This is a genomic window from Nitrosomonas ureae (genome assembly GCF_900206265.1).
GTDB lineage: Bacteria > Pseudomonadota > Gammaproteobacteria > Burkholderiales > Nitrosomonadaceae > Nitrosomonas > Nitrosomonas ureae_C.
In genome coordinates this window covers 1,920,882-1,943,970 of record NZ_LT907782.1, presented here as the reverse complement: position 1 = coordinate 1,943,970, position 23,089 = coordinate 1,920,882, and the positions used below count along the sequence as shown (strand labels likewise).

Below are 23,089 nucleotides of genomic sequence, written 5' to 3'. Positions count from 1 at the left end.
TATGCGAAAATTAGTAGCTGTAACAGGTGCTACTGGTTTTATTGGCAGCGTACTAATTCAAAGACTCATTCAAGATGGATGGATAGTTCGTGCACTTACTCGGACTATCCGTTTTTCAGATACTGAATTAATTCAGTGGATCCAAGGTGACTTAGAAGATTTAAATGTATTGCATCGTCTAGTTGATGGTGTGGCGTGTGTAATTCATTGTGCTGCAACAGTAAAAGGAAGCTCTTTTCAAGAATTTGAACGTACCAATATTACAGGAACAGAGAATATTCTGCGTGTCCTGGTAAAACAAAAGCTTTTCCCTCGCTTCTTACTTATTTCTTCCTTGGCAGCACGCCAACCAGAATTGTCCTGGTATGCTCAAAGCAAATATTTATCAGAGCGGAAACTTATTGAACTTTCAAGCCAGCTGCAATGGACAATCTTTCGTCCTACAGCTGTTTATGGTCCTGGTGATAAAGAAATGAAGCCACTTTTTCAATCGATACACCGCGGATTGTTTCCGGTTGTTGGGAAAATGCAAAACAGATTTGGATTAATACATGTATGTGATTTGGTTTCAGCTATTCAAGCCTGGTTAAATTCCGAGAATCCAATCAATGGGATCTTTGAACTCGATGATGGTACGCCTGATGGGTATAGTTATCAAAGCCTTAAAGTCATAGCACAGCAAGTATGGAAACGTCCAGTATATTGTATTGTAATCCCAAATCTGCTTATTCGGTGTATTGCATTGATTAATCTCTGGTTTGCCCGCTTCTTTCAATACTCACCTATGTTGACCCCGGGAAAGGTTAATGAATTACAGCATGAAGACTGGGTATGCAATAATACTCCTTTGACTAATGTGTTGCCTGAATGGCATCCGAGAATTCGTTTACAAGATGCATTATCTGAAGTAATCTAATTTCAAAATTAACTGTACTGAAATAACCTATGACTGAAAGTAATTATGATGAGATCATGAAATTGCTGTGTGACCGTCTAAGCGATTTAACCAATGCGGACGTATTGATTACCCCGGAAACAAACCTGATCAGCCAATTATCGATTGATTCCATCAAACTGCTCAATCTGATTATGGAAATTGAAGATGCTTTTGATATTTCAATTCCTATAAATGCGCTGACAGATGTTCAGACAGTTCGTGAATTAGTTGATTTGGTACATAAAATTAAAACGACATCATCGTAATGAATTTACTTGAAAAGCTAGATGCTGCTGCTGCAGCAAGAAAGGCACTTTTGCCTGATGGAGTAGGTGCTTTTGGTATTCCAATCGAAGAGGTTTTTTCGGCCACAGAAGCTCGAATTGGGGATCGTCGCGTACTTCTGATGGGTACCAATAATTACTTGGGTTTAACTTTTGCTCCGGAATGTATTCGTGCGGCGCATGATGCGATTGATAAAGAAGGAACCGGTACTACGGGTTCACGAATGGCAAATGGCAGTTATTTTGGTCATCGCGCATTAGAGAAAGAATTTGCTGATTTTTATCAATGTAGTTCGGGTATCGTTTTTACAACGGGCTATCAAGCAAACTTAGGCGTCATTTCTGGTCTGGTTGGTCCCGGTGATACGGTGTTGATTGATGGCGATTCTCACGCGAGTATTTACGATGGTTGTATTCTGAGCGGTGCGAATATTATTCGTTTCAAACATAATGATATGATCGACATGGAGAAACGATTGCGTCGTCTGGGCAATAGTGTTGAAACTACGCTCATTATTGCTGAGGGTATATATAGTATGCTTGGAGATCAGGCGCCTTTGGCCGATATCGTGCAATTGAAAAATAAATATGGTGGCATATTACTACTTGATGAGGCTCACTCGCTCGGTGTTTTAGGTAAGACAGGCCAAGGTCTTGTTGAAGAAACAGGATTGTTAAATGAAGTTGATTTCATTACAGGAACCTTCAGCAAGAGCTTATGCAGTATTGGCGGATTTTGCGTGAGTAATCATCTGCAGCTTGAACAATTACGGTATGTTAGTCATCCTTATATTTTTACTGCATCGCCATCACCGGCAACAATTGCTTCAACACGAGCGGCCCTCGAACTACTTAGAAAAGGAAGTCATTTGCGTGACAAATTATGGAGCAATTGCCGACAGCTCTATTCGCAGCTTAAAGAAACAGGCTATAAATTAGGGCCGGATCCTGGGCCGGTCATCGCTGCCGTTGTTGAAACGCCACGACAAGCACTTCTACTCTGGCAACAATTACTCGAACATAATATTTATGTAAATCTAATTTTGCCACCAGCAGCGCCCGAAGGTAAATCACTGGTGCGTTGCAGCGTAAATGCTGCACATACAATGGAGCAAATCAAATATGTAGGTGATACTTTTGCTAAGTTATATAGCCTGTTAAACGCTCAAAAATAAACTTCCCTCTATTGATTTATTGATGTATCTGCCTCTCAGGCAATAAAGAAAAAGTTACAAACGGAGCTTTGTCACCGGATTATGCGGTGGGTCGGACATACTTAACGTTTATACGAGGTACTACGATGAAAATGATGCAGGGATTAGTAATAACATTACTTTCTGTTTTTTTGCAAGGTCATGCTCTGGCGATAAGTATTGTGTACGATGGATTTACCTGTCTGAATGCGGTTGACTCCAATGATCCTACCCCTAGTATTACGCCGACTCAAAGTAAGTTTGAGGTCATAGAAAATGTTGGGGAAGGGATATATCGTTTAAGTTTGACTGGCGGTGTCCCTCGTTTTGTTAGTAACAACCAGAACGTGTGTATTGATAGCGCAACGTCGATTGGATATGCAGGAATTCCTTCGATTGATGGTTTGCCCCGTCCATTGACATCTATCGATGCTACGGCCTATTTCAACGGTCAAGAATTAATGATTGTGATTAGCTCGATGTATACCGACTTAAGCGCGAGAGGGACACCATTTTTGCCTTTTACTACAAGCTCAGTATTTACATTTACAAACACGCTCATCATGGAATTTAATCCTGATTTTTCTTCATTCAGTTTGAAGAAGGTGTTGCGCAATCGTGGATTTACGCAGACCAGTGAATCAAGAAATTTAATAGCACCGTTTCAAGAGACAGTCCTGCCATCATTTAATGAGACGGCGCGAGACAACCCCAGGATACTTACTCCGGTATCCAATATAGATTTTTTGTTGCAGTAAACAGTCGTACAATTATTGGGTTATAAGGTTACTGTATTCAAGGTGCAGACAATTCAGATTGGTGGGTATACAGTCATCCTATAGATGCCGTTCAGGCATTATGCTTTTACACATGGTGGCGAGGAGTAACAATTTCCAGCTTTATAGCAGCTGATTAGCCAGATTTGCAAGGTTTGAGCGCTCGCCTTTTTCCAGTCGCACATGCGCATAAATATCGTGATGCCTGATTTTATCGATCAGATAAGATAATCCATTACTCTGGGAATCGAGATAAGGGGTATCTATTTGATAAATATCACCGGTGAACACGATTTTAGTGTTTTCGCCTGCGCGCGTGATGATCGTTTTTACTTCATGGGGCGTGAGATTCTGGGCCTCATCCACAATAAAAAAAACATTCGAAATACTGCGTCCACGGATATAAGCAAGAGGAGTAATTTTCAGTTTTTCCTGATCAACGGCATCCGTAATCTGCTTATATTCTTTATCTTTCTCAGTAAACAAACTTTTAATGAATTTAAGGTTATCCCACAGCGGTTCCATATAGGGATTAAGCTTAGAGACAATATCGCCCGGCAAGAAACCAATGTCTTTATTGCTTAAAGGCACAATTGGGCGTGCCAAGTATATCTGCTTGAAATATCTTTTCTGGTCAAGCGCACCAGCTAGTGCAAGTAAGGTTTTTCCTGTTCCGGCAACACCCTGCAAGGTGACAAGTTTGACATTCGGATTGGTAATCGCATGCAAAGCGAATACTTGCTCGCCATTTCTGGGTGTAATCCGGAAAGCGGATTCTTTTTCAATACGTTCAATTCTTTGTGATAAAGGATTATAAAATACCAAAACAGAAGTTCGGCTGCTCTTCAGAATAAAATAATGATTAGGGATGGGATTTTGTATACCGATATCGGAGGGCATACAAAAATTCTGGGTATAAATGTTGTCGATAATCGCTTTTGTTAATCCCTCGATTATTGTTTTACCGGTATACAAAGATTCAATATTTTTGATTTTTCCCGTTTCAAAATCTTCCGCTGAAATATTCAGGGATTTTGCCTTAAGCCGTAGATTGATATCCTTGGATACCAAGACTATTTTTCTTCTCGAATATTCTTCGTTCAGTGAAATTACTGTATTTAGAATACGATGATCGGCTGTGTTTTCTCCAAATACTTCGGTTGCATCCAGTCCCATAGTCTTTCCTTGCATGCACACTTTAAAATGACCGTGATTAGGCTGATCAATGGGAATCCAATTTTGCAACGAATGATTTGCCGACAATTTATCCATAATTCGTATGAATTCTCTGGCTTCAAAATTCTTGATGTCATTGCCTTTCTTAAAATGATCAAGTTCTTCCACTACGGTAATCGGAATGGCTACATCATTTTCTTCAAAACTGTAAATTGCACTGTGGTTATATAAGATAACCGACGTATCCAGGACAAATATTTTCTTTTTTTCCTTTGTTGACATAAGAGAATTGAAGCATTAAAAAGTAAAGTACTCTGGCTACTTCGGAGAGTCGGTAGTTTGGGGAAGCAGTCCAGTCTGACACTCTTTGTTGACTATAATACGCTTTTTCCAACTCTGCTGGTGGGATGTTGCCAATTGGTGAGGTAAGCTGGAAAAGATGGAGTCCAACGTTTCTGTAAAATGCTTGAAATGGAGGACTGAGATGGAACGGCTACCAAGAGGGATTTATACGCAGGAATTTCGCGCGCAGGCGGTGCGTCTGCACGAGGTTAAGGAACTGACGATACCCGAAGTGGCGAAGCGGTTGTCATTGTCGGGAGGAATGCTGAAGAACTGGGTTTATGCGGCTCGCCGGGACGAATTAGGTGAGGTGGGTAAGAACCAGAAACCGCTGACCGATCTGAAAATGGAACTGGCTCGGGTCAAGCGCGAGTTGGTCGAAGTCAAGAAGGAGCGTGACTTGCTAAAAAAGGCGGTTGTAGATTCAATGGGTGAAAGCAACATCTAAATTATATAGTTTACTTTTTGGATTAAGCCCATGAATTATCAACCATCAAAACGAAATTCTACCTATACTCAACAGGAAACGATGTGGCATCTTTGGTCACAAGGAAAATCGTTAAGTGAAATGGGTCGTCAACTGAATAAGCATGCTGGTTCGGTTTTTTGTTATTTACAAAAATCAGGCGGGATAAAGCCATCAACGCCCAAACGTTCTACCAGGAATTTGTCTTTAAAGGAGCGTGAAGAAATATCACGCGGCATCGCTGCCAACTTATCGCTTAGAGCCATCGCCAGAGATCTCAATTACGTGAAATCAATCGTAATAGCGGCCTGTCGAAATACCGTGCGGTTTCAGCGGATAGACAAGCCTGGAATAGAGCTAAACGACCGAAATCTTGTAAGCTTGCTGACAAGATACATTTACGAAATATCGTTTCAGATAAGCTTGCGAGCAAGTGGTCGCCTGAACAAATTTCGGGTTGGCTGAAACAGAGGTACCCTAAATCAGCTGCTATGCATATTTCGCATGAAACCATCTATAAAACGCTGTTTATATAAGCTCGCGGCGCTTTAAAAAAGAGCTGCTTCGACAGCTCAGAACTCAACGGGTGATGCGCCAATCTAAATATTTAAATACCAAAGGTAATTCACGAGGCGGTATTATTGATGCCGTATCCATTCATGATCGCCCGCCAGAGATGAACGATCGAATGATCCCAGGGCACTGGGAAGGTGACCTAATATGTGGGACACAAAAATTATACTTGGCCACTTTAGTTGAACGGAGTTCCCGCTTACGTTACTGGTTAAGTTAAGCGGAAATGACACCCATACGGTGGTCGGCGCTATTTCCCAGAAAGTCATCGAGCTTCCTCGTCAACTGAAAAAATCATTAACCTGGGATCGAGGGATGGAATTAGCGCAACACAATCAGGCAATATCTGCCGAAAAAACCAATCTATCGGTTTATACTCAGAAGCAACTTGATCTGATCGCAAAAGAGTTAAATGAACGTCCCAGAAAAACATTGAACTTTTTATCACCTATGGAGAAGATTTTAGCGGTGTTGTAATGATCGGTTGAATCTACAGCCGCCTACTTCGCGAGGGAGTCGCGGTGAGGTACGGCCGCATGGAAGAATGGCGACAGCAGTACCCGGTAGCGATGATGTGTCGAGTTTTTGATGTATCCGAAAGTGGCTACCACGCTTGACGGGATTGCCCCCTGTCCAGACGGGCAAAAGAGAATACCCGCCTAGAAGTCGAGATTCGAGCGGCACACCAGCGTACCCGCGAAACCTGTGGTCCGGAGCGACTGCAAAGTGATCTGGCCGACCACGGCATTCGAGTGGGTGTAGATCGCATCAAGCACATCCGCAAGAAACTGGGGCTACGCTGCAAGCAGAAACGGAAATTCAAGGTGACCACCGATTCCAAACATAACTTGCCAATTGCACCGAACCTGCTGGAACGGAACTTCACCGTGGAAGCACCAAACCGGGCGTGGGTGAGCGACATCACCTATATTTCGACTGACGAAGGCTGGCTGTGCTTGGCTGAGCTGAAGGATTTGTTCAATGGTGAATTGGTCGGCTATGCCATGAGCGAGAGGATGACGAAAAACCTGGTCATGCAGGCGCTGTTCCGGAGTGTTTCCGCCAAGCATCCGGCCAAGGGGCTAATTCTCCATTCGGATCGCGGCAGCCAGTACTGCGCACCTGATTACCAGAAACTGCTGGTGCAATTTGGCATGACGGCATCCATGAGCCGCAAAGGTGATTGCTGGGATAACGCCCCGATGGAAAGTTTTTGGGGAACGCTCATGAGCTGATTCACCATCGGCGCTACCGCACCTGAGCGCAAGCAATTCAGGAGATTACCGAGTACATCGAGATCTTTGTATAACCGGCAGCGAAAACAGGCACGTCTTGGCTACCTGTCACCCGCTGCCTTCACACGGCGATATTATGAAAATCTCCTCGTCACTTAACCCGTTGGACTCCACGATTGCCAACCGACCTCAGTTTATCGCACTCTGAAAGATCAGATCGAAAAAGAGTTGGCTGTTTATGAAAACGATCAGGACGCAGAGCGAACCTTTGAGCCGTTTGTCCTTGAGGATTACGTTGATAGTCCCGTGGCATTAGCGCGTATCAAGGCAGGCATTACCCAAGAACAGCTTGCGCAACGACTCGGTGTCAGCCAAGCATATGTGAGTTCAGATTGAACGACGTACCCATGTGACTAATAAAGTGTTAGAGAGACTGCAGGTGGCTATTCATCAGTAAAACAAAGTTAAGAAATGAGATGCTAATCTCATACTGCCGATTCAAATATGAAGTGCAACGCCTGATGTGAAGAATAGCTGATTAGGTGTTCTGTATCCAAGCCGTTTTCTAGGTCGATTGTTCAATCTTTCCATTGCTGTATTTATCTCCTGTCGTGTAATCGTGGTGAAGTCGCTGTTTTTGGGGAAGTACTGCCGAATTAGTCCATTGGTATTCTCGTTCGTTTCTCGTTCCCATGAAGCGTAAGGGTGGGCGAAATAGAAGTCCGCGTCCAGTTGTTTGCTGATCTCCTCGTGTCCGGCGAATTCCCGCCCGTTGTCGGAAGTAATCGTATGCACCCGTTTTTGGTGTGGCTTGAGCAGGCGAGTGGTTGCTTTTATCACTGCCTCGGCGGTCTTCCGCTCCACCTTGCGAATCAGCGTGTATCCCGTCTTTCGCTCGACCAGACTGACGATGGCCTGCCGGTGGTTCTTGCCGATGATGGTATCTGCCTCCCAGTCGCCGATACGACTTCTAGCATCGACGATAGCCGGACGTTGCTCAATGGATTGGCGGTTGGGGATGATGCCGCGCCGGTCTGTCTTGCCATAACGCTTTCGGCGCTGCTTCTGACAGCGCAGATTCTTCCAAAGAATGCCACCGTTTCGTTTGTCGGCATAAACCCTCTGGTACACTGTCTCAATGCTGATGTCTGCATAGTTGCTGATCGGGTCTGGGCTCCATTGCAGCATGAGTTTCTCTTGCGCAAATTACCAGGCTGCATCGTCTATCGCCCGCGCATTGATGGCTTTCCGCTCGACTGCTTTGTTATGCGCCTGGTTGGGGTGATAGCCACGCGCCCCGCGGTTACGGGCTAACTCTCGGCTAATAGTTGATACGCTTCGGTCAATGACGGTGGCGATCTCGCTTTGTGTGTGTTCCGCTTTCTTCAAGGCGTATATCTGGTATCGCTCTTCTCGGGTTAGGTGTGTGTAGTTCATCTTTGCAATTTCGACTGGCTGGTCAAAAAGGCTCAGATGCTACCGCATCCAACCCCCCTGACCTGCGTTATTCAAAATTGCACTTCAAACTTGAATCCGCCAATAATATTGGTCTAATGTGAGTTTAAGAAGGCTCAGCCTAAAGCTCTGCGTGATGAATATCTCTTATCTTTAAAAGTACTGCCAATTGCGGCAACTACAAGATAACCTGCAAAAAATAATATCCCTGCGTGCATTCCTTCAAATAAAATCAAACCGATTGAAGCTAGAACGCTTACTAAAACAAAACTAAATAGAATTGTTGAACTACTAACATGTTTTTTGCTCATTTTATGCTCCAGAAAAAATGTTTAATAAGAATCTGAAATAATTTGATTTCAAACTTAACGAAAAGTTTACATTAAATTCACAAATACTTCACATTTATTTTACAAAATATTCACACAATGACTTTTAAGTGACGCTTTTATGCAACAAAGAGAGAGAAGTAATTAAGTTTTCTTAAATACGCAGACTATTGGCTGTCAATTGAGTTTGTTCAATCGTTATTACCAATAGTTTGTTATGTTTCTATGGTCTGTTAACACTATCTAAGTGCTTCAACGATAAGAGAGAAATGGATGAAAGAGAGGAAGATGACATCCAATTTGTCGAATCTGGAGAATATTCGACGAAATCCTTTGAGCCTGCGGAATAATCTTTCGATCTCATTGCGTTTTTTGTACATGGCTCGGTCATATTCCCAAGGTTCCAATCGATTAGTTTTGGGAGGGACAACTGGGATATAACCGAGATCCAATGCAAGTTGCCTGGTTTTGTCGCCTTCATAAGCGCGATCCATCAATAGATGAGTAGGTGAAGTAACTGGGCCAAAGTTGCCGCCCTTCCGGTGCATCATGCGCATGCCCCGGAGATAAGGCAAAGGTTATGACTGTTCTGGAATCTGCGGCAACCAGATGAATTTTGGTGGTCCAGCCGCCTCTGGATTTACCGATGGATTGTGGGCCGTTTTTTTTAATGAACGGTCTTTTACATTGACCGACACCAAGAACCATCAACCTTTGACGCTACCGTTGACAGACTTTATTTATGAATTGTTGGAAAACAGAATGGCTGTAGCAAACTCAGGCTATGTTTTTTCCGGTGATGGCAAGTCAGGTTATTTGATAGAACCTCGCCGCCAAGTGCAGAAAGTCATTCAATCATCCGATGTATCGTTCACATTGCACGATCTGCGCCGCACCTTCATCACCATTGCTGAAAGCCTCGATATATCTGCTTATGCGCTCAAACGATTGGTCAATCACAAGATGTCGAATGATGTGACGGCTGGCTATATCGTCAGTGATGTCGAGCGTTTGCGAAAACCCATGCAGCAAATATCTTCTCAATTACTTCGATATTTCAAAATCGAAGATGATAAGAAAGTATTGCCACTCCAGAAGCACTAAAACGCTTGAATATAACATTTTATAACTTATAATATGTGCAAGCCTTATAATTTATTGATCCGATCCCAAGCTAAAAAGAAATTGCAAAGCTTGCCGAGAACGGATCGATTCAGGATTGCCGAGAAACTGGAGCAGCTAGGCCGGAATCCTGATGACAGTACACTGGATATCAAGAAACTGGAAGGTGAACCCTATTTCCGGCTGAGAGTTGGTAATTGGCGCGTTATTTTTGAACGGCACGATGCCGTTAGAATCATTGCCATCGAAAAAATCAAACCACGTGAGGATGCTTACAAATGACACTGCAGAAAATAAAATCCATCCAAGGTAAAGACGAATATGTCTTGTTACCTATAGCGGTTTATCGCACCCTGAAAAACAAGATCGAAAAAGAGTTAGCTGCTTATGAAGCTGATCAAGATGCAGAACAAACCTTTGAGCCGTTTGTTCTTGAAGATTACGTTGATAATCCCGTGGCGTTAGCACGTATCAAGGCAGGCATTACGCAAGAACAACTGGCTCAGCGCCTGAGTGTTAGTCAAGCCTATGTCAGCCAAATTGAGCGCCGTAACACCGTAACCAATAAAATGCTTGAACGGGTGCATGCAGCGATCCATGAAACTGCATAAAATTTACAGGTATATCCGATTTATAAAGACAGCGCATGAAATTAAAGAAACCACTAACGGATAAAGAACTGGAGGATTTGGAAAACAGTCGGGATTTAGGGGCTGAATTACTGGAATCTGTTCGTCAAATGAAAGCAGGAAAAGGGTGTGTTGTCATGTCGCCTCTCATTTCGACACGTAAGAAATCGGGACTTTCTCAAGTAGAATTCGCCAAACTGTTTGGCGTATCAGTCCGCACCCTGTAAGATTGGGAACAACGCCGCCGCAATCCCAGTGGCGCAGCAAAAACTTTGATTGCTATTCTTGAGCGTCATCCTAATGTGTTGAGGGAAATCGCCTTTTGACCGCAACTTCAGATTTGCTCTGTCCTTCTTGATTATTCTCAAGAAGTCCGCAATTCTTCCCGGATCACTTTCCGAATCGTTTCTTCAATAGTCTTTTTCTGCATGGCTTCTCGCAAGGTTGCATTAATAAGCGTTTGATACCCTCGCCCCCCTGCTTGTTGTTTGAACCAAGCCACCACGTCGGGATCAAGCGTGATATTGATTTTCTGTTTCTTCTGTGGCGATGGTTTCAATCCGACTCGATGCACTGCTAGTTTAAAGTCATCATCTGTCCAGACGGGTGCCTCATCCAAGTCATCAGAGGCTGGCAAAGTAATTTTTTTGTTCATGGCGTTCGGCTTTTCGCATGGAAATAATATGAATCTCATCAGCAGTCTCAGTATGTGCAATAACCACCACTTCAACCCCTAGCAAACCTACTGTGGAAAAGCGGTTTTCTGTATAAGCAAAGCGCGTATCCGGTCTGGTTAGCGTGTAACCAGCAAAAACCGTTTCAGCATCGGTAAAGTCCAAGCTGTGCTTTTTCAGATTGGCTTTGCGTTTCGCTTCATTCCACCTAAAGTTCATGATTTGAATAGTATAGATTATTATCTATATTATCAAGATACAATCTTCTCAAGTGTCCAACCTATTAGTCGTCAATTGTAACTATTCAATGATCACTGTTTACGAGTTGATATGTATCTTGACGATAACCCCAATTACAAAACAGTCTGGCAACTTGCTCATCATTGGGCCGGTCTAGATCCAGACAAAACTGATACCAGCGCAATCCCGTCTCCACTCAGAGAACACATCATTCGATTAGTAATCGCGATAAGAAACCGAGTGATAACGGCGCGAACCCGTAGCGGTGTAGTCTTTGCAGACAACTCTCTTATCACTATTTTTGAGGATATTCCACACTATATAAAGACAAGGATTTGTTTGACGTGGGGTATTTTCAAAAAACCTTATCTGGATTCTTTGTATGTTAAACGTGAGGAGGTGATTGATTTATGCATTAAATCATATTGTGATTTTCCGCCTTGCTGGACACCCAAGCGATTGCCTTACGAGTCAAGCGTCCCCAAGGAAACTAAAAACTACCGGCCAGCCGATGAAAACGAAGATCGTATTCGTTGCCAAGCCATAGCCAGTACGTTATGGGAACTTGACCCCGCTATACATCCCGTCCATATGGTTCAATCAACAATACTGCAGCGATTTGGCAATGGTAGGAATTATGGTGAAGAAACGATCAAAGATTGGATTAAAAGCGTTGATCCGCAAAAAAAGCGCAAAAAAGGTGCTCCTCCGAAAATTCAATATAAAATTCCACTGATAAAAGATCCTCAGCTTGGAAATTAGCAGCGTAATTAATTGCTATTCAATTTTAATCCGGGAATGCTCGCCCCGCATCATTGCTTGCTTTAAAAATCTGTAAGCTTCGAGAGAAACTTTTAATTACCCCTCAGTTACCTGCTCCTTTTTTATTTCTCGGCAAGTTGCGGCAGTATTAACTCCATTTCAACCACAAATGGAGTTAACCATGCATGATCCTTTACTCTCTACTAAACAAGCCGCACAAATCTTAGGCGTCAGCATCGCATTCCTGGAACGAGACCGCTGGGCAGGTGCGCGGGTGCCTTTTGTCAAAATAGGCTCCAGAGCAGTTCGCTATCGTCATAGCGATCTGCTCGCTTATATTGAATCTTGTACTCATTATTCAACCAGTCAGTACTGAGGTGTGTATGCACACGTCAGTACATCAATCCCATGAACTGCTCAGTCCCGGTGAGCGCATTGCCGAGGGCATATTAAGTTTACTCGATGAACCGGATGGCAATGATAAACGCTGGCGCGCGCCAATATTCCGGCAACTGCCCAAGCGATTTGCCAAAATTGTTGCCCATGATTACAAAGAGTCTTATATCTTTGACGGCAGGCAAAGCGCCAATCATGGTTTGCTTAATGCCTACGGATCGATCACTAAAAATAGCATTGCGCTCAATGCCAGCGATGACGACCTGAAAGATTTGGCGAAAAACATCGTCAAGGAAATGCAGCAAATCAGCCGCATTTATCTAAAGCTGGAACATGCCGTTTCCCGGATGCTGCACCGAACACAAAAGTATGAAATCGACCGATCTTCGCTTGAAGATCGAGACATCACGATCACCGGAATCTATACTCGCCTTACCGATGAAACCTGGTGGCTGCAGCGATTGCACAAGATTCATGCGCAAAAACTGGAACAGGATGCTATCCGCTTAGGATTGGTGCATCAACGTGCCAGCCGCTATGTTAGCGATGAAACACTGACAAGACGCAGGGAACAGAAGAAGCGCATCCGCCGCGTACTCGATGGATTGTTGGCAGCCAATGAACTCGGCCAGTGCTTTACGTTAAGTGAGCTGTCAGAACTTGGCCTCGCCAATCCATACATCCGGCGCAGCGAATTGATGGTGCGCATTTTCGGATTTGATTACATCGCCAATGAACTGGGGCATGTGGGTGAATTCTATACCATCACTTGCCCATCCCGGATGCATGCCCGGCATTCCGGCAGCGGTGAACGTAATACCAAGTATGACGGCACTACGCCTAAGCAAGCGCAAAAGTACCTCAACAAAGTTTGGTCGAGAATACGCGCAAAACTCAAACGCGACAACTTTCCGGTATACGGTTTCCGTATTGCTGAACCGCAACACGACGGCACACCGCATTGGCACTTGCTGCTATTCATGCCGTCGGAACAAACTGAAAGAGTCAGGGAAATCATGCGGCATTATGCACTGCAAACCGATGGCGACGAACCCGGTGCACAGCAACACCGCTTCAAAGCAACTCCCATCGATAAAGGTAAAGGCTCAGCAGTAGGATACATTGCCAAATACATTTCAAAGAACATCGACGGTCACGGCCTGGAACAAGACATCGACGGCAGCCCGATATTGGAAGCTGCGGAACGGGTAGAAGCCTGGGCGTCAACCTGGGGCATCCGGCAATTCCAGCAAATAGGCGGTGCACCCGTTTCAATTTGGCGCGAACTACGCAGAATAAGCAGCGCACCGGAAGGTATTCTTGAACAAGCCCAACAAGCAGCCGATCAAGGCAAATGGTGGCAGTTTATACAACTGATGGGAGGTGCTACCGCTAAACGCGAAGACAATCCCATCAAATTGATGAAAATCGACTCAAAAGATCGGGGCAAGTATGGTGACCCAATCGGTAAGAAAATCTGCGGTATTGAAACCAATACTATTCAACTACCGACACGACTACATCACTGGCAGATTCAAAAAATTGCAGTCGATACAGAAACGACTGAATGGCTAAGCGCAAAGCGCCTGAGCGGGAGCGACAACGGCAGCGACCGCGAAGCCGCATTTGCGGCGCAGCCGCCTTGGAGTTCTGTTAATAACTGTACGCAACTGAATTGCAATAAACCTGGAATATAAATATACCGTTCCATTTTCATACTCTATTTAATCTTATTATTAAAATCCAATGGGCTTTTAGTTTGTTTAATCGTGACGCTTTTACGGTATGCGTGCAGATCATTGTTGTTTTCAAATCGCTGTGCCACAGTAATTTCTAGATAGATAGTAACTTAGCCATTTCTGATAGTAAGGATGCTCATTAAGCGGAACATTCGTTTGTGCTAACAAAATTTGAATTTTTTTGATTGAATCTCCCATGTTTAAACGTGCATGTCATGATCTGCAGGGCTATATATCGTTTCATTTTAGGATAATATATAATTAATTAGTAAATTGCGTTATTATCAAAATCTTATTGCTCCTTATTCTGGAATATGGTAATTAAACTTAAACTAATATTTATTGGTGGAAGCAAGAGTGGGTGCGAGGAACACATAAGGCATGATTGAATCCATTACCATTTCCAACGTTGCAACCTACACCACAACGCCCGAGCAGCTCAACGGACTTTCTCAATTCAATTTCTTTTTCGGCTCAAACGGCACAGGAAAAACCACGGTCAGCAGAGTGATTGCGGATGAAACGAAGTTCCAAACCTGCAACGTCACATGGAAAGCTGGAACGAAACTCCAGCCGTTAGTATACAACCATGACTTCGTGGAACGGAACTTCAACTAATCGACTGAGCTGAAAGGGGTGTTTACGCTGGGCGAGAAGCAACTCGATACATTAGAGAAGATTGCGGTGGCAAAAAGCGAACGCGACGCACTAACAACCAAGATCGAAAAAATCACTCAGTGTCTTCAAGGCACGGATGGTATTGGTGGCAAGAAAGGAGAGTTGGCGACGATTGAGACCGCCCTGAAGGATAAGTGTTGGGCGCAAAAGCAGAAGCACGATGCGAAACTACAAGGCGGCTTCGAGGGGTATCGGAACAGCTCGGAAAAGTTCAAAAGCAAAGTGCTTCAGGAGCATATGTCCAATACTGCGGAGCTCCTCACATTGGCAGAGTTGGAGAAGAAAGCGGAAAGCATCTTCGGACCAACACCCACGACGGAGGCATTAATTCCCGTTACCGATACCACCAAACTTCTCTCACATGAAGCGAACCCAATTCTGAAGAAGCGGGTTATCGGCAAGGAGGATGTTGATATTGCCGCAATGATTAAGAAGCTGGGGAACAGCGACTGGGTTCGAGAAGGTCGGGGATTCTACGAGGTAAATGATGCAGTGTGTTCGTTCTGTCAACAAGAAACGACAAACGCATTTGCGCAAAGTTTAAATGAGTATTTTGATGAGACCTTTGTGATGGACAGCAAGGCAATTGACGACCTCACCACGGACTACGCCACCGATGCAGCCCGGGTTCAGCAACAACTTGCCGGAATCATTGCATCACCGTCAAGATTTCTTGATATCGAGAAGCTAAAAGTAGAGAAGGAGCTACTTGACGCAAAAATCTTACTGAACAACCAGCGCCTTGCCGGAAAGAAGAAGGAGGCAAGTCAGGTGGTCGAATTGGAATCTCTGAGCAATGTCTGCACTGCGATTAAGGATCTGATTGACACGGCCAACACCCAAGTGGTTGCAAACAACAAGATGGTTGCGAACCTTGCGACCGAGCGTGCTACGCTGACCTCACAGGTATGGAAGTTCGTTCTTGAAGAACTGAAAATCGACCTCGCTGCGTACAAGACTGAGAAAAATAGCTTGGACAAGGCCATCGCAGCAATGACGACACAGATTACAACGGAGACAACGAATAAGGCGAAAAAGACATCCGAGATTCGCGAATTGGAAAAACAAACGACAAGCATCCAGCCGACGATTGACGGAATAAACAGTCTACTGTTGTCATTTGGCTTCCAAGGCTTCAAGCTTGCGAAAGCAGCAAGTGGGGCATCCTACAAACTGGTGCGCTCGGATGGTTCCGATGCCAAGGCGACTTTGAGCGAGGGTGAGAAGACCTTCGTTACCTTCCTCTATTTCTACCATTTGCTTAAAGGCAGCGACTCAGACAGCGGGATGACAACTGACCGAATCGTGGTCTTCGATGACCCAGTTTCCAGCCTCGACAGTGGAGTTGTCCCAATTTGACGGACATTTTTTTCATGGAGTCGAGAGAGTCTCGACCTGTGAAAGCGAATTGTAGTCTATCGCGATTTGATTTTTCTCATTCAGTTTTCTCTCAAAATTGTTTGGTGATAAGTATCCCAGTCCAGAATGCCTGCGAGTGGGGTTGTACCATGACTCGATCCAGGTGAATATGGCCAGCCTTGCTTCAGTTTTATTTTTCCAGGAGCGCCTATCGATCAATTCACATTCCAGGGAAGCAAAAAAACTCTCAGCCATTGCGTTATCATAGGCATCACCTACACTGCCCATGGATGGACGCACGCCCATTTCCTTGCATCGTTTGCCGAAATCAACGCTGGTGTATTGACTGCCTCTATCGCTGTGGTGAATCACTTTGCCCGGTTTACGAGTGATTAACGCCATGTTCAACGCACTGATCACCAGACTTGCTGTCATGGTTTCGCCGAAAGACCAGCCCACTACCTTACGGCTGAATACATCGATGACCACGGCTAGGTACAAAAACCCTGCCCAGGTAGGAATGTAAGTCATGTCCGCAACCCATAGTTGATTGATGCTAGCTGCCTTGAAATGACGTTGCACTAAATCCGGTGCAGGGTGGTCACGCTTATTCCGATGAGTCGTGATCACAAAGCCTCGCCTGCGACTCACTCCTTTAATTCCAGCTTCACGCATCAACCTGCCTACGCGCTTATGATTGACCCTGACTCCACGATCGGCTAACTCAACGGTAATGCGGGGGCGGCCATACGTACCATCGCTTGTACGGTATATAGCCATGATCTGCTCGATCAATCGACAGTTGGTAATGGCCCGTCGGCTGGGTGTGCGTTTTGCCCAGTCATAGTAACCGCTGTGCGATACACCAAGTGTTTCACATAGAACACGAGCCGGAAATTGAGCCCGGTTTGCCTTGATTAATTGGTACACCTTCCCCATCAATCCGTGTTGTTTGCAAACCAGGCCGTAGCCTTTGCCAATATGTCACGCTCCATCTCCACACGCTTGAGCTTCTTACGCAATTCCAGCAGCTCCTGCCGTTCGTTGGCACTCAAGGAAACAACACTCGATGTTGCAGCGAAAGCAATTGTCTGGCTTGATCTAATTGGTACACCTGCTGCTCGACACCAGGTTTGTATCGAAGTGTAGTGGCAACCAAATTCCTTGGATAATTGCTTGGGGCATTTGCCTAATGCTACCAATTCCACCATCTGCTGACGAAACTCCGGTGGGTAAGCAGGTTTGTAGTTTTGTGTCATATTTCTTCTCCTTTAAACAGAACATAATGTGTCCGTTCAAAGGGGGCAACTCCAACTCCACCCCACAATGGCCACAAAGTTTGCTGAACTCAAAAACGATGATACTTCCGTATCTAAATAATTCACGTTCTCGCTTCCGCCTGGGGGAAAGTGACGGCTAACACCTCAGACAACTCGGACGCGCTAAAGCGCCCCGGTTATTTCAACCGTTAGGCTGATCAAGTTCCTTGCTGGGATAAAGAGAGGCGTACGTTGGAATTTATTGAAAAAATCGTTATCTTTTTCAGTTCACACCTCGTCTATGCGAGAATGATGAAGATGGTTAGAAAAGGCTCTCAGAATGGCAAGACACTGATATATAAAGTATAAATTTAAAATTTCTTATACGCTGTTGCATAACAATTTTTCAACTTGTTGTGTTATCAGCTTATCTAAAGAATTTCTTTATTCTCTTTTTGTATCTGATTTGCTGTCTACACAGTGTTTACATGTATCTTAAATATTTAACCTGTTTCATGCAATCTATTGATTTTCTTGGTGCTTTTGATAGGAGCCTAACCTCAGACCTACTGATTACGAATTTAACTAGCTCAACAATTAATTTTTCAATAGTAATTTTTATCTGCAGCTCATTTCGAGTTTCTGTCTACATTACGTCTACATGAAGAATTATTCAATACTATATTAAACGCAACTTATTGATTTTATGGTGCCGACACCAAGAATCGAACTCGGGACCTTCTGATTACAAATCCATTCATATCAATAAGTTACAACACATAACAACAATCTAAAGCAATCCTATCAAAGGGTTAATCAATTCCTTTTATTGCCGCTTGTTGTGCTTTTTGCTGGTTTTTTATCTGTGAGTGCCCCACTTGTGCCCCACAGAATCCAGTCATGTGACAGTTAGGTTAATTGTCTTCTAACAAGTAAGTGCCTTCGAATTATCAATCGGCCTCAATAACAGGGTATGCTTATAAATTAGCCAATTTATCCATTAAGGAAAAAAACCATGAAACAAGAACAATCCATTATAACTTTAGGTTTACTTTTCTTCAGTATTGCAATCATGCTGTATGGCAATGCCTTTGCTGCTGACAAAACCCCGCACAGGGTTACACAACCTGAGTTTGATGCGGCCATCTCTACTATAAATTCAAAAATTAGCGATATCAAACCATCTGTTCGCACAATAGGCGAAGTTTTGCCCGATAACAGTATCGTGTTCTGGGTCGATGAAACGGGTCAGCACGGTCTGGCAGCGCAGCCATTTGATGAAGACGGCCAATTTAACTGGTATGTAGCTAAAGAAATGGCTGATAGCCGTGGCCCGGGTTGGCGTTTGCCTTCAAAACATGAATTGAACCTATTGTATTTACAAAAAGAAATAGTGGGCAGTTTTGATGATAACAGCTATTGGAGCTCTAACGAATATGATGCAACAAACATGTGGTATCAGAGTTTTTTTGATGGTAGCAAAGGTGGTTTTGATAGAAGCAGCTATTCATTAAGTGTGCGGGCTGTTCGAGCATTTTAATATTCTTCCTTAGGGTACTAAATTAAATCTAGAACGGGGGCTTAAGCTCCCGTAATTGTTTATTAGATCCAACAGTTTTGGAATGTTAATCTCTGCGGGTTTAATTCCCCCCCTTGGGGCGAAAGCTGGTTGAAAAACAGCAGATTGTAGAGCGCAGTTAATACCCCGCTGCTTGCGGCGAGGTGCTTTATTTTTCGCATTTGAATTAAGGGCGCACTTTAGCAGGTCTTGCTTGAATGACTTGGTAGACTGACTATTTGCTACATGGAAATGCAAAACGGAGCGCAGTCAAAGCAGCAAGAGACCCGCGCAGCTCCCGCAGATTTGGATTTTTGTCTACAGTTGCAACAAAAGCCTTTGCTAAATCATCGTTTTTAAACCACGATGGCTCGCAAAATGCAACCTCTGATCCAGATTTCTTTAGAAAGAAATTGCCTCCTCGGACACCTTCCATTAACCCAAAACAGAAACCTATATTCATTGCGACTATTGAATCTGGAGTTTCTGGTCCCGAAAAAGAAATTGCCGCTCGGCAAAACTCAACATGTTGGGCGGCCTCTCCGTCGGCAGCATTCGCAATACTTCCAAAGAAGAGCACAGTTAAAACTAATGGGGCAAGCAGACTTATTTTTATGTTCTTCAGAAACGATCCTTCTGATTTAAGAAGCCCTAAGAAGTTAATTGGACTGACTGTCAAAAGTTGCATTTACCGCCCGTTCGTTGAATCTAGTAGAAGAAAAATCAATATCTGCTCGGCTAAAAATTTGGATATCGGTTAAGAAAATAACTTGTTAAAAAGGTTCTGATTAAGAAATCACCGATGCTTTTCATAGCATTCAGATCCATTGGCGCGCATGCAGCAAATATAGCTATAATTTCCATTGTCTCTCAAACTCTTGGATGATGCAAAGCTGTGAGCCAAGTTACCACACTGCGAAACACCTCTAGTTTGGCCTAAATACTTCGCTACGCCGCTCGGATAATAAAAATATACGTTGTAGAGAGCCACCTCAATCTCTTTGCATGAAAACTTGGAGTATTCTTGGCATTTGTCACCACAACCCGATAATGTGGCTATTATTAAGAGACTTAAAGTCATCCGTATTCGCATACTTCTGATCTCACTAAACAATTAATTCTATAATGCTAGTTTAGCCTAGTCTCTAGTAAATGATGGTTTGCATGCACCTCGGTCAATTCTTGATCCGAAACAAAAGCGAATCCGCCCCTTGCATCGCGCCGAATTTTACCCGAAATAGTGCCATCAGGCTCAACGATAATTTTTAGAATCCTAATCTCTTGAGATTCAATTTTTGCTAAAGCTTCTAGCTTGCGTAATCGTTCTTGAAGCTTCACTGTTTAATTGCCTTTAGTATTCCAGCGTCATCAGTTTATTAATACGTACTCGCAAAGAATCATTGTTTTCTAGCCAATCATGTAATTCAGTTTTACACATTGCTGAGATTCTGGCATTTAGCTCATCATCACTTAAACGCTGTAATCCACTTGGTTTCAATTTTTCCAATTTCTCAATTCTTATTTTAAAGTTAGCCATTGTTAAGGTTTTCCAATACTTCAATTCGTTTTTCAATATCCGATAGCTCAATCAATTTGCTTACTTGCGATAACATATATACTAATCGTGAACCATCTTGAGAATCAATACGGCCTGACCTTGCATCCCTATATACGCTTGCCATTTCCCGCCTGCAATCCTCAATGTTAGCAAGCTTAATCTTGGGGGTAGGTATTACCTCAATACCTTTCATATCAATGGTTACAGGCATATTTATTTCCCTATTTTTCATAAAATAATTAATAGACCTCTGGAATTTCAATTAGTAGTGGGTTGTAAAATTGTTGTAAGCTTTTACAACAATTCAAAAGTAATATAGGTAAAGCTTTCCGCTGATTTGTTGTAATGTTGTAAGAATTCCTAAATATATATGTAGAAGCAGATCAAAAGTCAAAAATGAGAAAATAGAAAAATTATTACAACATTACAACAAATATAATTATTATCAAGTAACTATTTATTTTTATTAACTTATTGTGTGTTGTAAGTTTGTTGTAAAGCTTACAACATCGGAAACAGGTTTATGATTTAAAGCAATGAGTAATAACTAGTTTTATGACAATAACTTTTAGTCAGTATATTTTGGCTTAACATCTCATTAAGCGTTTGTCTAATTAATTCTGATTTATTACCTGAATACTGTTTAAAGGGCGATACTCTTGATCTTGATTGAATAATAGCTCTCTCAGTTTTGGGTTTATTATTATCTTCAAATAGCAATATTATCGATGCAAACTCTGCTCGAGTACCTATAATTCCTTTTGTCTGACACAGCTTAAGAAGAGCTTCTAATAATGTATTGCAAATATTTATGGCTGAATCTATATACTTGTCATCAATTTCATAGCTTTCCCAAAACTCTTCCTTATTTTTGTCGATTAGGCAAAGATTAGCGGCAATTTTCATTATCTGCATATTCACCTTAGACGCTGCACCTCGTAATGAAGCATGAGAATATTTACCACCATCGTCTAAGTCTTTTTCTATCGTATTAAGAAATTCATTTATTTTAAGAAAGCCGCTATCTGGAATAGTGATTAATCTCAGTTCATCGAACTCCACAGCGTGCTCAATAACATCCTTCATTTCTCTGCATTTCCAAGCATATTCATCTGTAATAATGTGGTTACGCTCGATCCTTTTCAGATGATCACGCTTGCCCAAACTATGGGGTTCTACAAGCATAAGAAAACGTTCTGATAGTCCAGTGCCATTGGATGAATTTAACAGCGTCTCAATGCTGTTTGATTGAGCAAAACAGACGATACTACCAACAACACGCCCGCAATATCCCTTCCTGGTTACTCTGGCGCTATTAATCCATCCAGCATCAAACCCATTAAGAACTACATCATTATTATTAACTTTAGAATCTGTTCTATAAGAATTGCCAAATAAGACATTGAATAATCCCTGTTCGCTGGATATACAGCTAAAGAATCCATTGGACACTGTCAATTGTTTTTCTAATCCCTCAGCAGTGGTATTAGTAGTAAAGATTGGCTGGAATGCATTAAGCCTTGCCATTAACTGACTCAGTTCATCATCTTCATCCTTTGACGAAACACCTTTATCTTTTTTGCTATTAAGTGTTGCCATTCCCATTGTAATTTCATCATATATTTCTTTTGACATATCATAGAATGGCTTCTGGAATATCTTTAAGCACCTAGATTTACCTGAACCGGATGGCTGTTCTATAACAACATATAGACCAATAGGTAGAGGAGTGCCGTCTTCATATAACACAGTGTATTTGCGAGCCGCTACTGAGCTAAAAGTCCCTAAGCCAGCAAGAAATACGGAACTTGATGGCAATGAAGTTTCTTTTGCAACTTGAATACTTAGCTTCTTAAGAATGTGATCATCATCAATATATTGAAGCAAATCGACCTGCGTATATCGAATATTACTATCTAGTACCGAATCAATTGACGGCTTTTCACTGAACAATTCATTAATCCTATCCAAGATATTTTCTTTCTCAGGTATAGGCTTATTCATCATGTTGCTGTCCTTCAATCCATGCTAAAAAGCCGCCGTGATTGATTAGTACTTTGGAACCTACACGGCGAATATATGGTGCAAGACCGTTTCCATTGATAATGCCTTTACTCGATTTTCTATCATTTGCATTGAATACGTGATTACGAATAGATGATTCAGTAAAAGCTGGTTCTGCTTGCGCGAGTAATTTGACAGTCAACCATGAATCGTTGAGGGATTTTGTAGGTGTGTTTGTTTGGTTTTCCATTGCGTTAGTAAACTCCTTATTAACTTAGCTAATTGCCAAGTTATATCCTAACGCAATGAATTATATAAATATATTCCCGTTATCCGATGACGGGT

25 protein-coding genes and 5 pseudogenes are annotated in these 23,089 nt (G+C 42.9%); 17 read left to right on the top strand and 13 right to left on the bottom strand.

Going from position 1 to position 23,089, the window contains the following annotated elements; all coding sequences use genetic code 11:
* Position 1 precedes the first annotated feature (1 nt).
* The 4 genes from CPG39_RS09080 (at position 2) to CPG39_RS09065 (ending at position 3,172) form a co-directional block, all read left to right on the top strand.
* Positions 2-916, top strand: coding sequence for an NAD-dependent epimerase/dehydratase family protein (locus CPG39_RS09080; protein ID WP_096292994.1), 915 nt, complete (start codon positions 2-4; stop codon positions 914-916).
* A gap of 29 nt (positions 917-945) precedes the next feature.
* Positions 946-1,203 (top strand): acyl carrier protein, encoded by a 258-nt coding sequence (locus CPG39_RS09075; RefSeq protein ID WP_013646339.1) that lies wholly within the window; start codon positions 946-948, stop codon positions 1,201-1,203.
* Complete coding sequence (gene spt, locus CPG39_RS09070; protein WP_096292993.1) at positions 1,203-2,396, top strand: serine palmitoyltransferase; 1,194 nt, start codon at positions 1,203-1,205, stop codon at positions 2,394-2,396. The genes CPG39_RS09075 and spt overlap by 1 nt, the downstream gene beginning before the upstream one ends.
* A gap of 125 nt (positions 2,397-2,521) precedes the next feature.
* A complete protein-coding gene (locus tag CPG39_RS09065; RefSeq protein ID WP_231990264.1) occupies positions 2,522-3,172 on the top strand; it encodes a hypothetical protein in 651 nt (216 codons plus the stop codon).
* Between the two features lie 141 nt (positions 3,173-3,313).
* Here the strand turns inward: CPG39_RS09065 and CPG39_RS09060 are convergent, their stop codons facing one another.
* Entirely contained in the window at positions 3,314-4,648 is a 1,335-nt protein-coding gene (locus CPG39_RS09060; RefSeq protein WP_096292991.1) for a PhoH family protein, read from the bottom strand.
* A 184-nt stretch (positions 4,649-4,832) separates the two neighbouring features.
* Between CPG39_RS09060 and CPG39_RS09055 the strand changes: the two genes are divergently transcribed.
* The 4 genes and pseudogenes from CPG39_RS09055 (at position 4,833) to CPG39_RS15035 (ending at position 7,378) form a co-directional block, all read left to right on the top strand.
* Positions 4,833-5,156 (top strand): transposase, encoded by a 324-nt coding sequence (locus tag CPG39_RS09055; RefSeq protein WP_172424102.1) that lies wholly within the window; start codon positions 4,833-4,835, stop codon positions 5,154-5,156.
* Positions 5,157-5,186: 30 nt separating this feature from the next.
* Positions 5,187-6,224 (top strand): annotated as a pseudogene (locus tag CPG39_RS09050) (IS30 family transposase).
* A gap of 23 nt (positions 6,225-6,247) precedes the next feature.
* A pseudogene (locus tag CPG39_RS09045) lies at positions 6,248-7,141 on the top strand (IS3 family transposase); the annotation flags it as partial.
* Positions 7,142-7,288: 147 nt separating this feature from the next.
* A complete protein-coding gene (locus CPG39_RS15035; protein WP_419866129.1) occupies positions 7,289-7,378 on the top strand; it encodes a helix-turn-helix domain-containing protein in 90 nt (29 codons plus the stop codon).
* 102 nt (positions 7,379-7,480) lie between these two features.
* Here the strand turns inward: CPG39_RS15035 and CPG39_RS09035 are convergent.
* From CPG39_RS09035 to CPG39_RS09025, 3 genes and pseudogenes are all read right to left on the bottom strand, one after another.
* Positions 7,481-8,419, bottom strand: a pseudogene (locus tag CPG39_RS09035) (IS30 family transposase).
* Positions 8,420-8,553: 134 nt separating this feature from the next.
* The gene (locus tag CPG39_RS09030; protein ID WP_013646347.1) at positions 8,554-8,748 is read right to left on the bottom strand and encodes a hypothetical protein; all 195 of its coding nucleotides are present in this window, start codon (positions 8,746-8,748) and stop codon (positions 8,554-8,556) included.
* A gap of 257 nt (positions 8,749-9,005) precedes the next feature.
* Positions 9,006-9,438 (bottom strand): annotated as a pseudogene (locus CPG39_RS09025) (IS5 family transposase); the annotation flags it as partial.
* On the opposite strand from CPG39_RS09025, the gene CPG39_RS09020 reads away from it, so the two are divergent.
* From CPG39_RS09020 to CPG39_RS09005, 4 genes are all read left to right on the top strand, one after another.
* Complete coding sequence (locus tag CPG39_RS09020; protein ID WP_231990263.1) at positions 9,376-9,870, top strand: hypothetical protein; 495 nt, start codon at positions 9,376-9,378, stop codon at positions 9,868-9,870. The pseudogene CPG39_RS09025 and the gene CPG39_RS09020 overlap by 63 nt on opposite strands.
* Positions 9,871-9,951: 81 nt before the next feature.
* Positions 9,952-10,170: a type II toxin-antitoxin system RelE/ParE family toxin gene (locus tag CPG39_RS09015; protein WP_231990262.1), complete on the top strand. Its 219-nt coding sequence runs from the start codon at positions 9,952-9,954 to the stop codon at positions 10,168-10,170.
* Positions 10,167-10,499 carry a helix-turn-helix domain-containing protein gene (locus tag CPG39_RS09010; RefSeq protein WP_096292988.1) on the top strand — a complete coding sequence of 111 codons (333 nt, stop codon included), beginning with the start codon at positions 10,167-10,169 and terminating at the stop codon, positions 10,497-10,499. The genes CPG39_RS09015 and CPG39_RS09010 overlap by 4 nt, the downstream gene beginning before the upstream one ends.
* A gap of 35 nt (positions 10,500-10,534) precedes the next feature.
* Entirely contained in the window at positions 10,535-10,744 is a 210-nt protein-coding gene (locus tag CPG39_RS09005) for a type II toxin-antitoxin system MqsA family antitoxin (protein WP_231990261.1), read from the top strand.
* Between the two features lie 137 nt (positions 10,745-10,881).
* Here CPG39_RS09005 and CPG39_RS09000 read toward each other — a convergent pair whose 3' ends face one another.
* Positions 10,882-11,172 (bottom strand): BrnA antitoxin family protein, encoded by a 291-nt coding sequence (locus tag CPG39_RS09000; protein WP_096292987.1) that lies wholly within the window; start codon positions 11,170-11,172, stop codon positions 10,882-10,884.
* Positions 11,141-11,410, bottom strand: a complete 270-nt coding sequence (locus tag CPG39_RS08995) for a BrnT family toxin (RefSeq protein ID WP_096292986.1) — start codon at positions 11,408-11,410, stop codon at positions 11,141-11,143. Before CPG39_RS08995 ends, CPG39_RS09000 begins: the two co-directional genes overlap by 32 nt.
* 111 nt (positions 11,411-11,521) lie before the next feature.
* Between CPG39_RS08995 and CPG39_RS08990 the strand changes: the two genes are divergently transcribed.
* From CPG39_RS08990 to CPG39_RS08975, 4 genes and pseudogenes are all read left to right on the top strand, one after another.
* A complete protein-coding gene (locus CPG39_RS08990) occupies positions 11,522-12,193 on the top strand; it encodes a hypothetical protein (RefSeq protein WP_096292985.1) in 672 nt (223 codons plus the stop codon).
* Positions 12,194-12,374: 181 nt separating this feature from the next.
* A complete protein-coding gene (locus tag CPG39_RS08985) occupies positions 12,375-12,569 on the top strand; it encodes a helix-turn-helix transcriptional regulator (RefSeq protein WP_096292984.1) in 195 nt (64 codons plus the stop codon).
* 7 nt (positions 12,570-12,576) lie between these two features.
* Complete coding sequence (locus CPG39_RS08980) at positions 12,577-14,286, top strand: replication endonuclease (protein ID WP_096292983.1); 1,710 nt, start codon at positions 12,577-12,579, stop codon at positions 14,284-14,286.
* Between the two features lie 423 nt (positions 14,287-14,709).
* A pseudogene (locus CPG39_RS08975) lies at positions 14,710-16,365 on the top strand (AAA family ATPase).
* A 12-nt stretch (positions 16,366-16,377) separates the two neighbouring features.
* On the opposite strand, the gene CPG39_RS08970 reads toward CPG39_RS08975, so the two are convergent.
* A protein-coding gene (locus tag CPG39_RS08970) for an IS3 family transposase (protein WP_231990260.1) occupies positions 16,378-17,624 on the bottom strand; the annotation gives its coding sequence in 2 pieces (ribosomal slippage) (positions 16,378-17,342 and positions 17,342-17,624; 1,248 coding nt in all).
* Between the two features lie 1,015 nt (positions 17,625-18,639).
* Here CPG39_RS08970 and CPG39_RS08965 point away from each other — a divergent pair.
* Positions 18,640-19,164 carry a DUF1566 domain-containing protein gene (locus CPG39_RS08965; RefSeq protein ID WP_096292982.1) on the top strand — a complete coding sequence of 175 codons (525 nt, stop codon included), beginning with the start codon at positions 18,640-18,642 and terminating at the stop codon, positions 19,162-19,164.
* A gap of 253 nt (positions 19,165-19,417) precedes the next feature.
* Here the strand turns inward: CPG39_RS08965 and CPG39_RS08960 are convergent, their stop codons facing one another.
* From CPG39_RS08960 to CPG39_RS08935, 6 genes are all read right to left on the bottom strand, one after another.
* The gene (locus tag CPG39_RS08960; RefSeq protein WP_096292981.1) at positions 19,418-19,870 is read right to left on the bottom strand and encodes a Rap1a/Tai family immunity protein; all 453 of its coding nucleotides are present in this window, start codon (positions 19,868-19,870) and stop codon (positions 19,418-19,420) included.
* Positions 19,871-20,310: 440 nt separating this feature from the next.
* Positions 20,311-20,520: a hypothetical protein gene (locus CPG39_RS08955; protein ID WP_096292980.1), complete on the bottom strand. Its 210-nt coding sequence runs from the start codon at positions 20,518-20,520 to the stop codon at positions 20,311-20,313.
* A gap of 13 nt (positions 20,521-20,533) precedes the next feature.
* Positions 20,534-20,719: a hypothetical protein gene (locus CPG39_RS08950; protein ID WP_096292979.1), complete on the bottom strand. Its 186-nt coding sequence runs from the start codon at positions 20,717-20,719 to the stop codon at positions 20,534-20,536.
* Entirely contained in the window at positions 20,712-20,951 is a 240-nt protein-coding gene (locus tag CPG39_RS08945; protein ID WP_231990259.1) for a hypothetical protein, read from the bottom strand. The genes CPG39_RS08950 and CPG39_RS08945 overlap by 8 nt, the downstream gene beginning before the upstream one ends.
* 317 nt (positions 20,952-21,268) lie before the next feature.
* Positions 21,269-22,747 carry a DUF3987 domain-containing protein gene (locus tag CPG39_RS08940; RefSeq protein WP_096292977.1) on the bottom strand — a complete coding sequence of 493 codons (1,479 nt, stop codon included), beginning with the start codon at positions 22,745-22,747 and terminating at the stop codon, positions 21,269-21,271.
* Positions 22,737-22,994 (bottom strand): hypothetical protein, encoded by a 258-nt coding sequence (locus CPG39_RS08935; protein WP_096292976.1) that lies wholly within the window; start codon positions 22,992-22,994, stop codon positions 22,737-22,739. Before CPG39_RS08935 ends, CPG39_RS08940 begins: the two co-directional genes overlap by 11 nt.
* Positions 22,995-23,089 lie beyond the last annotated feature (95 nt).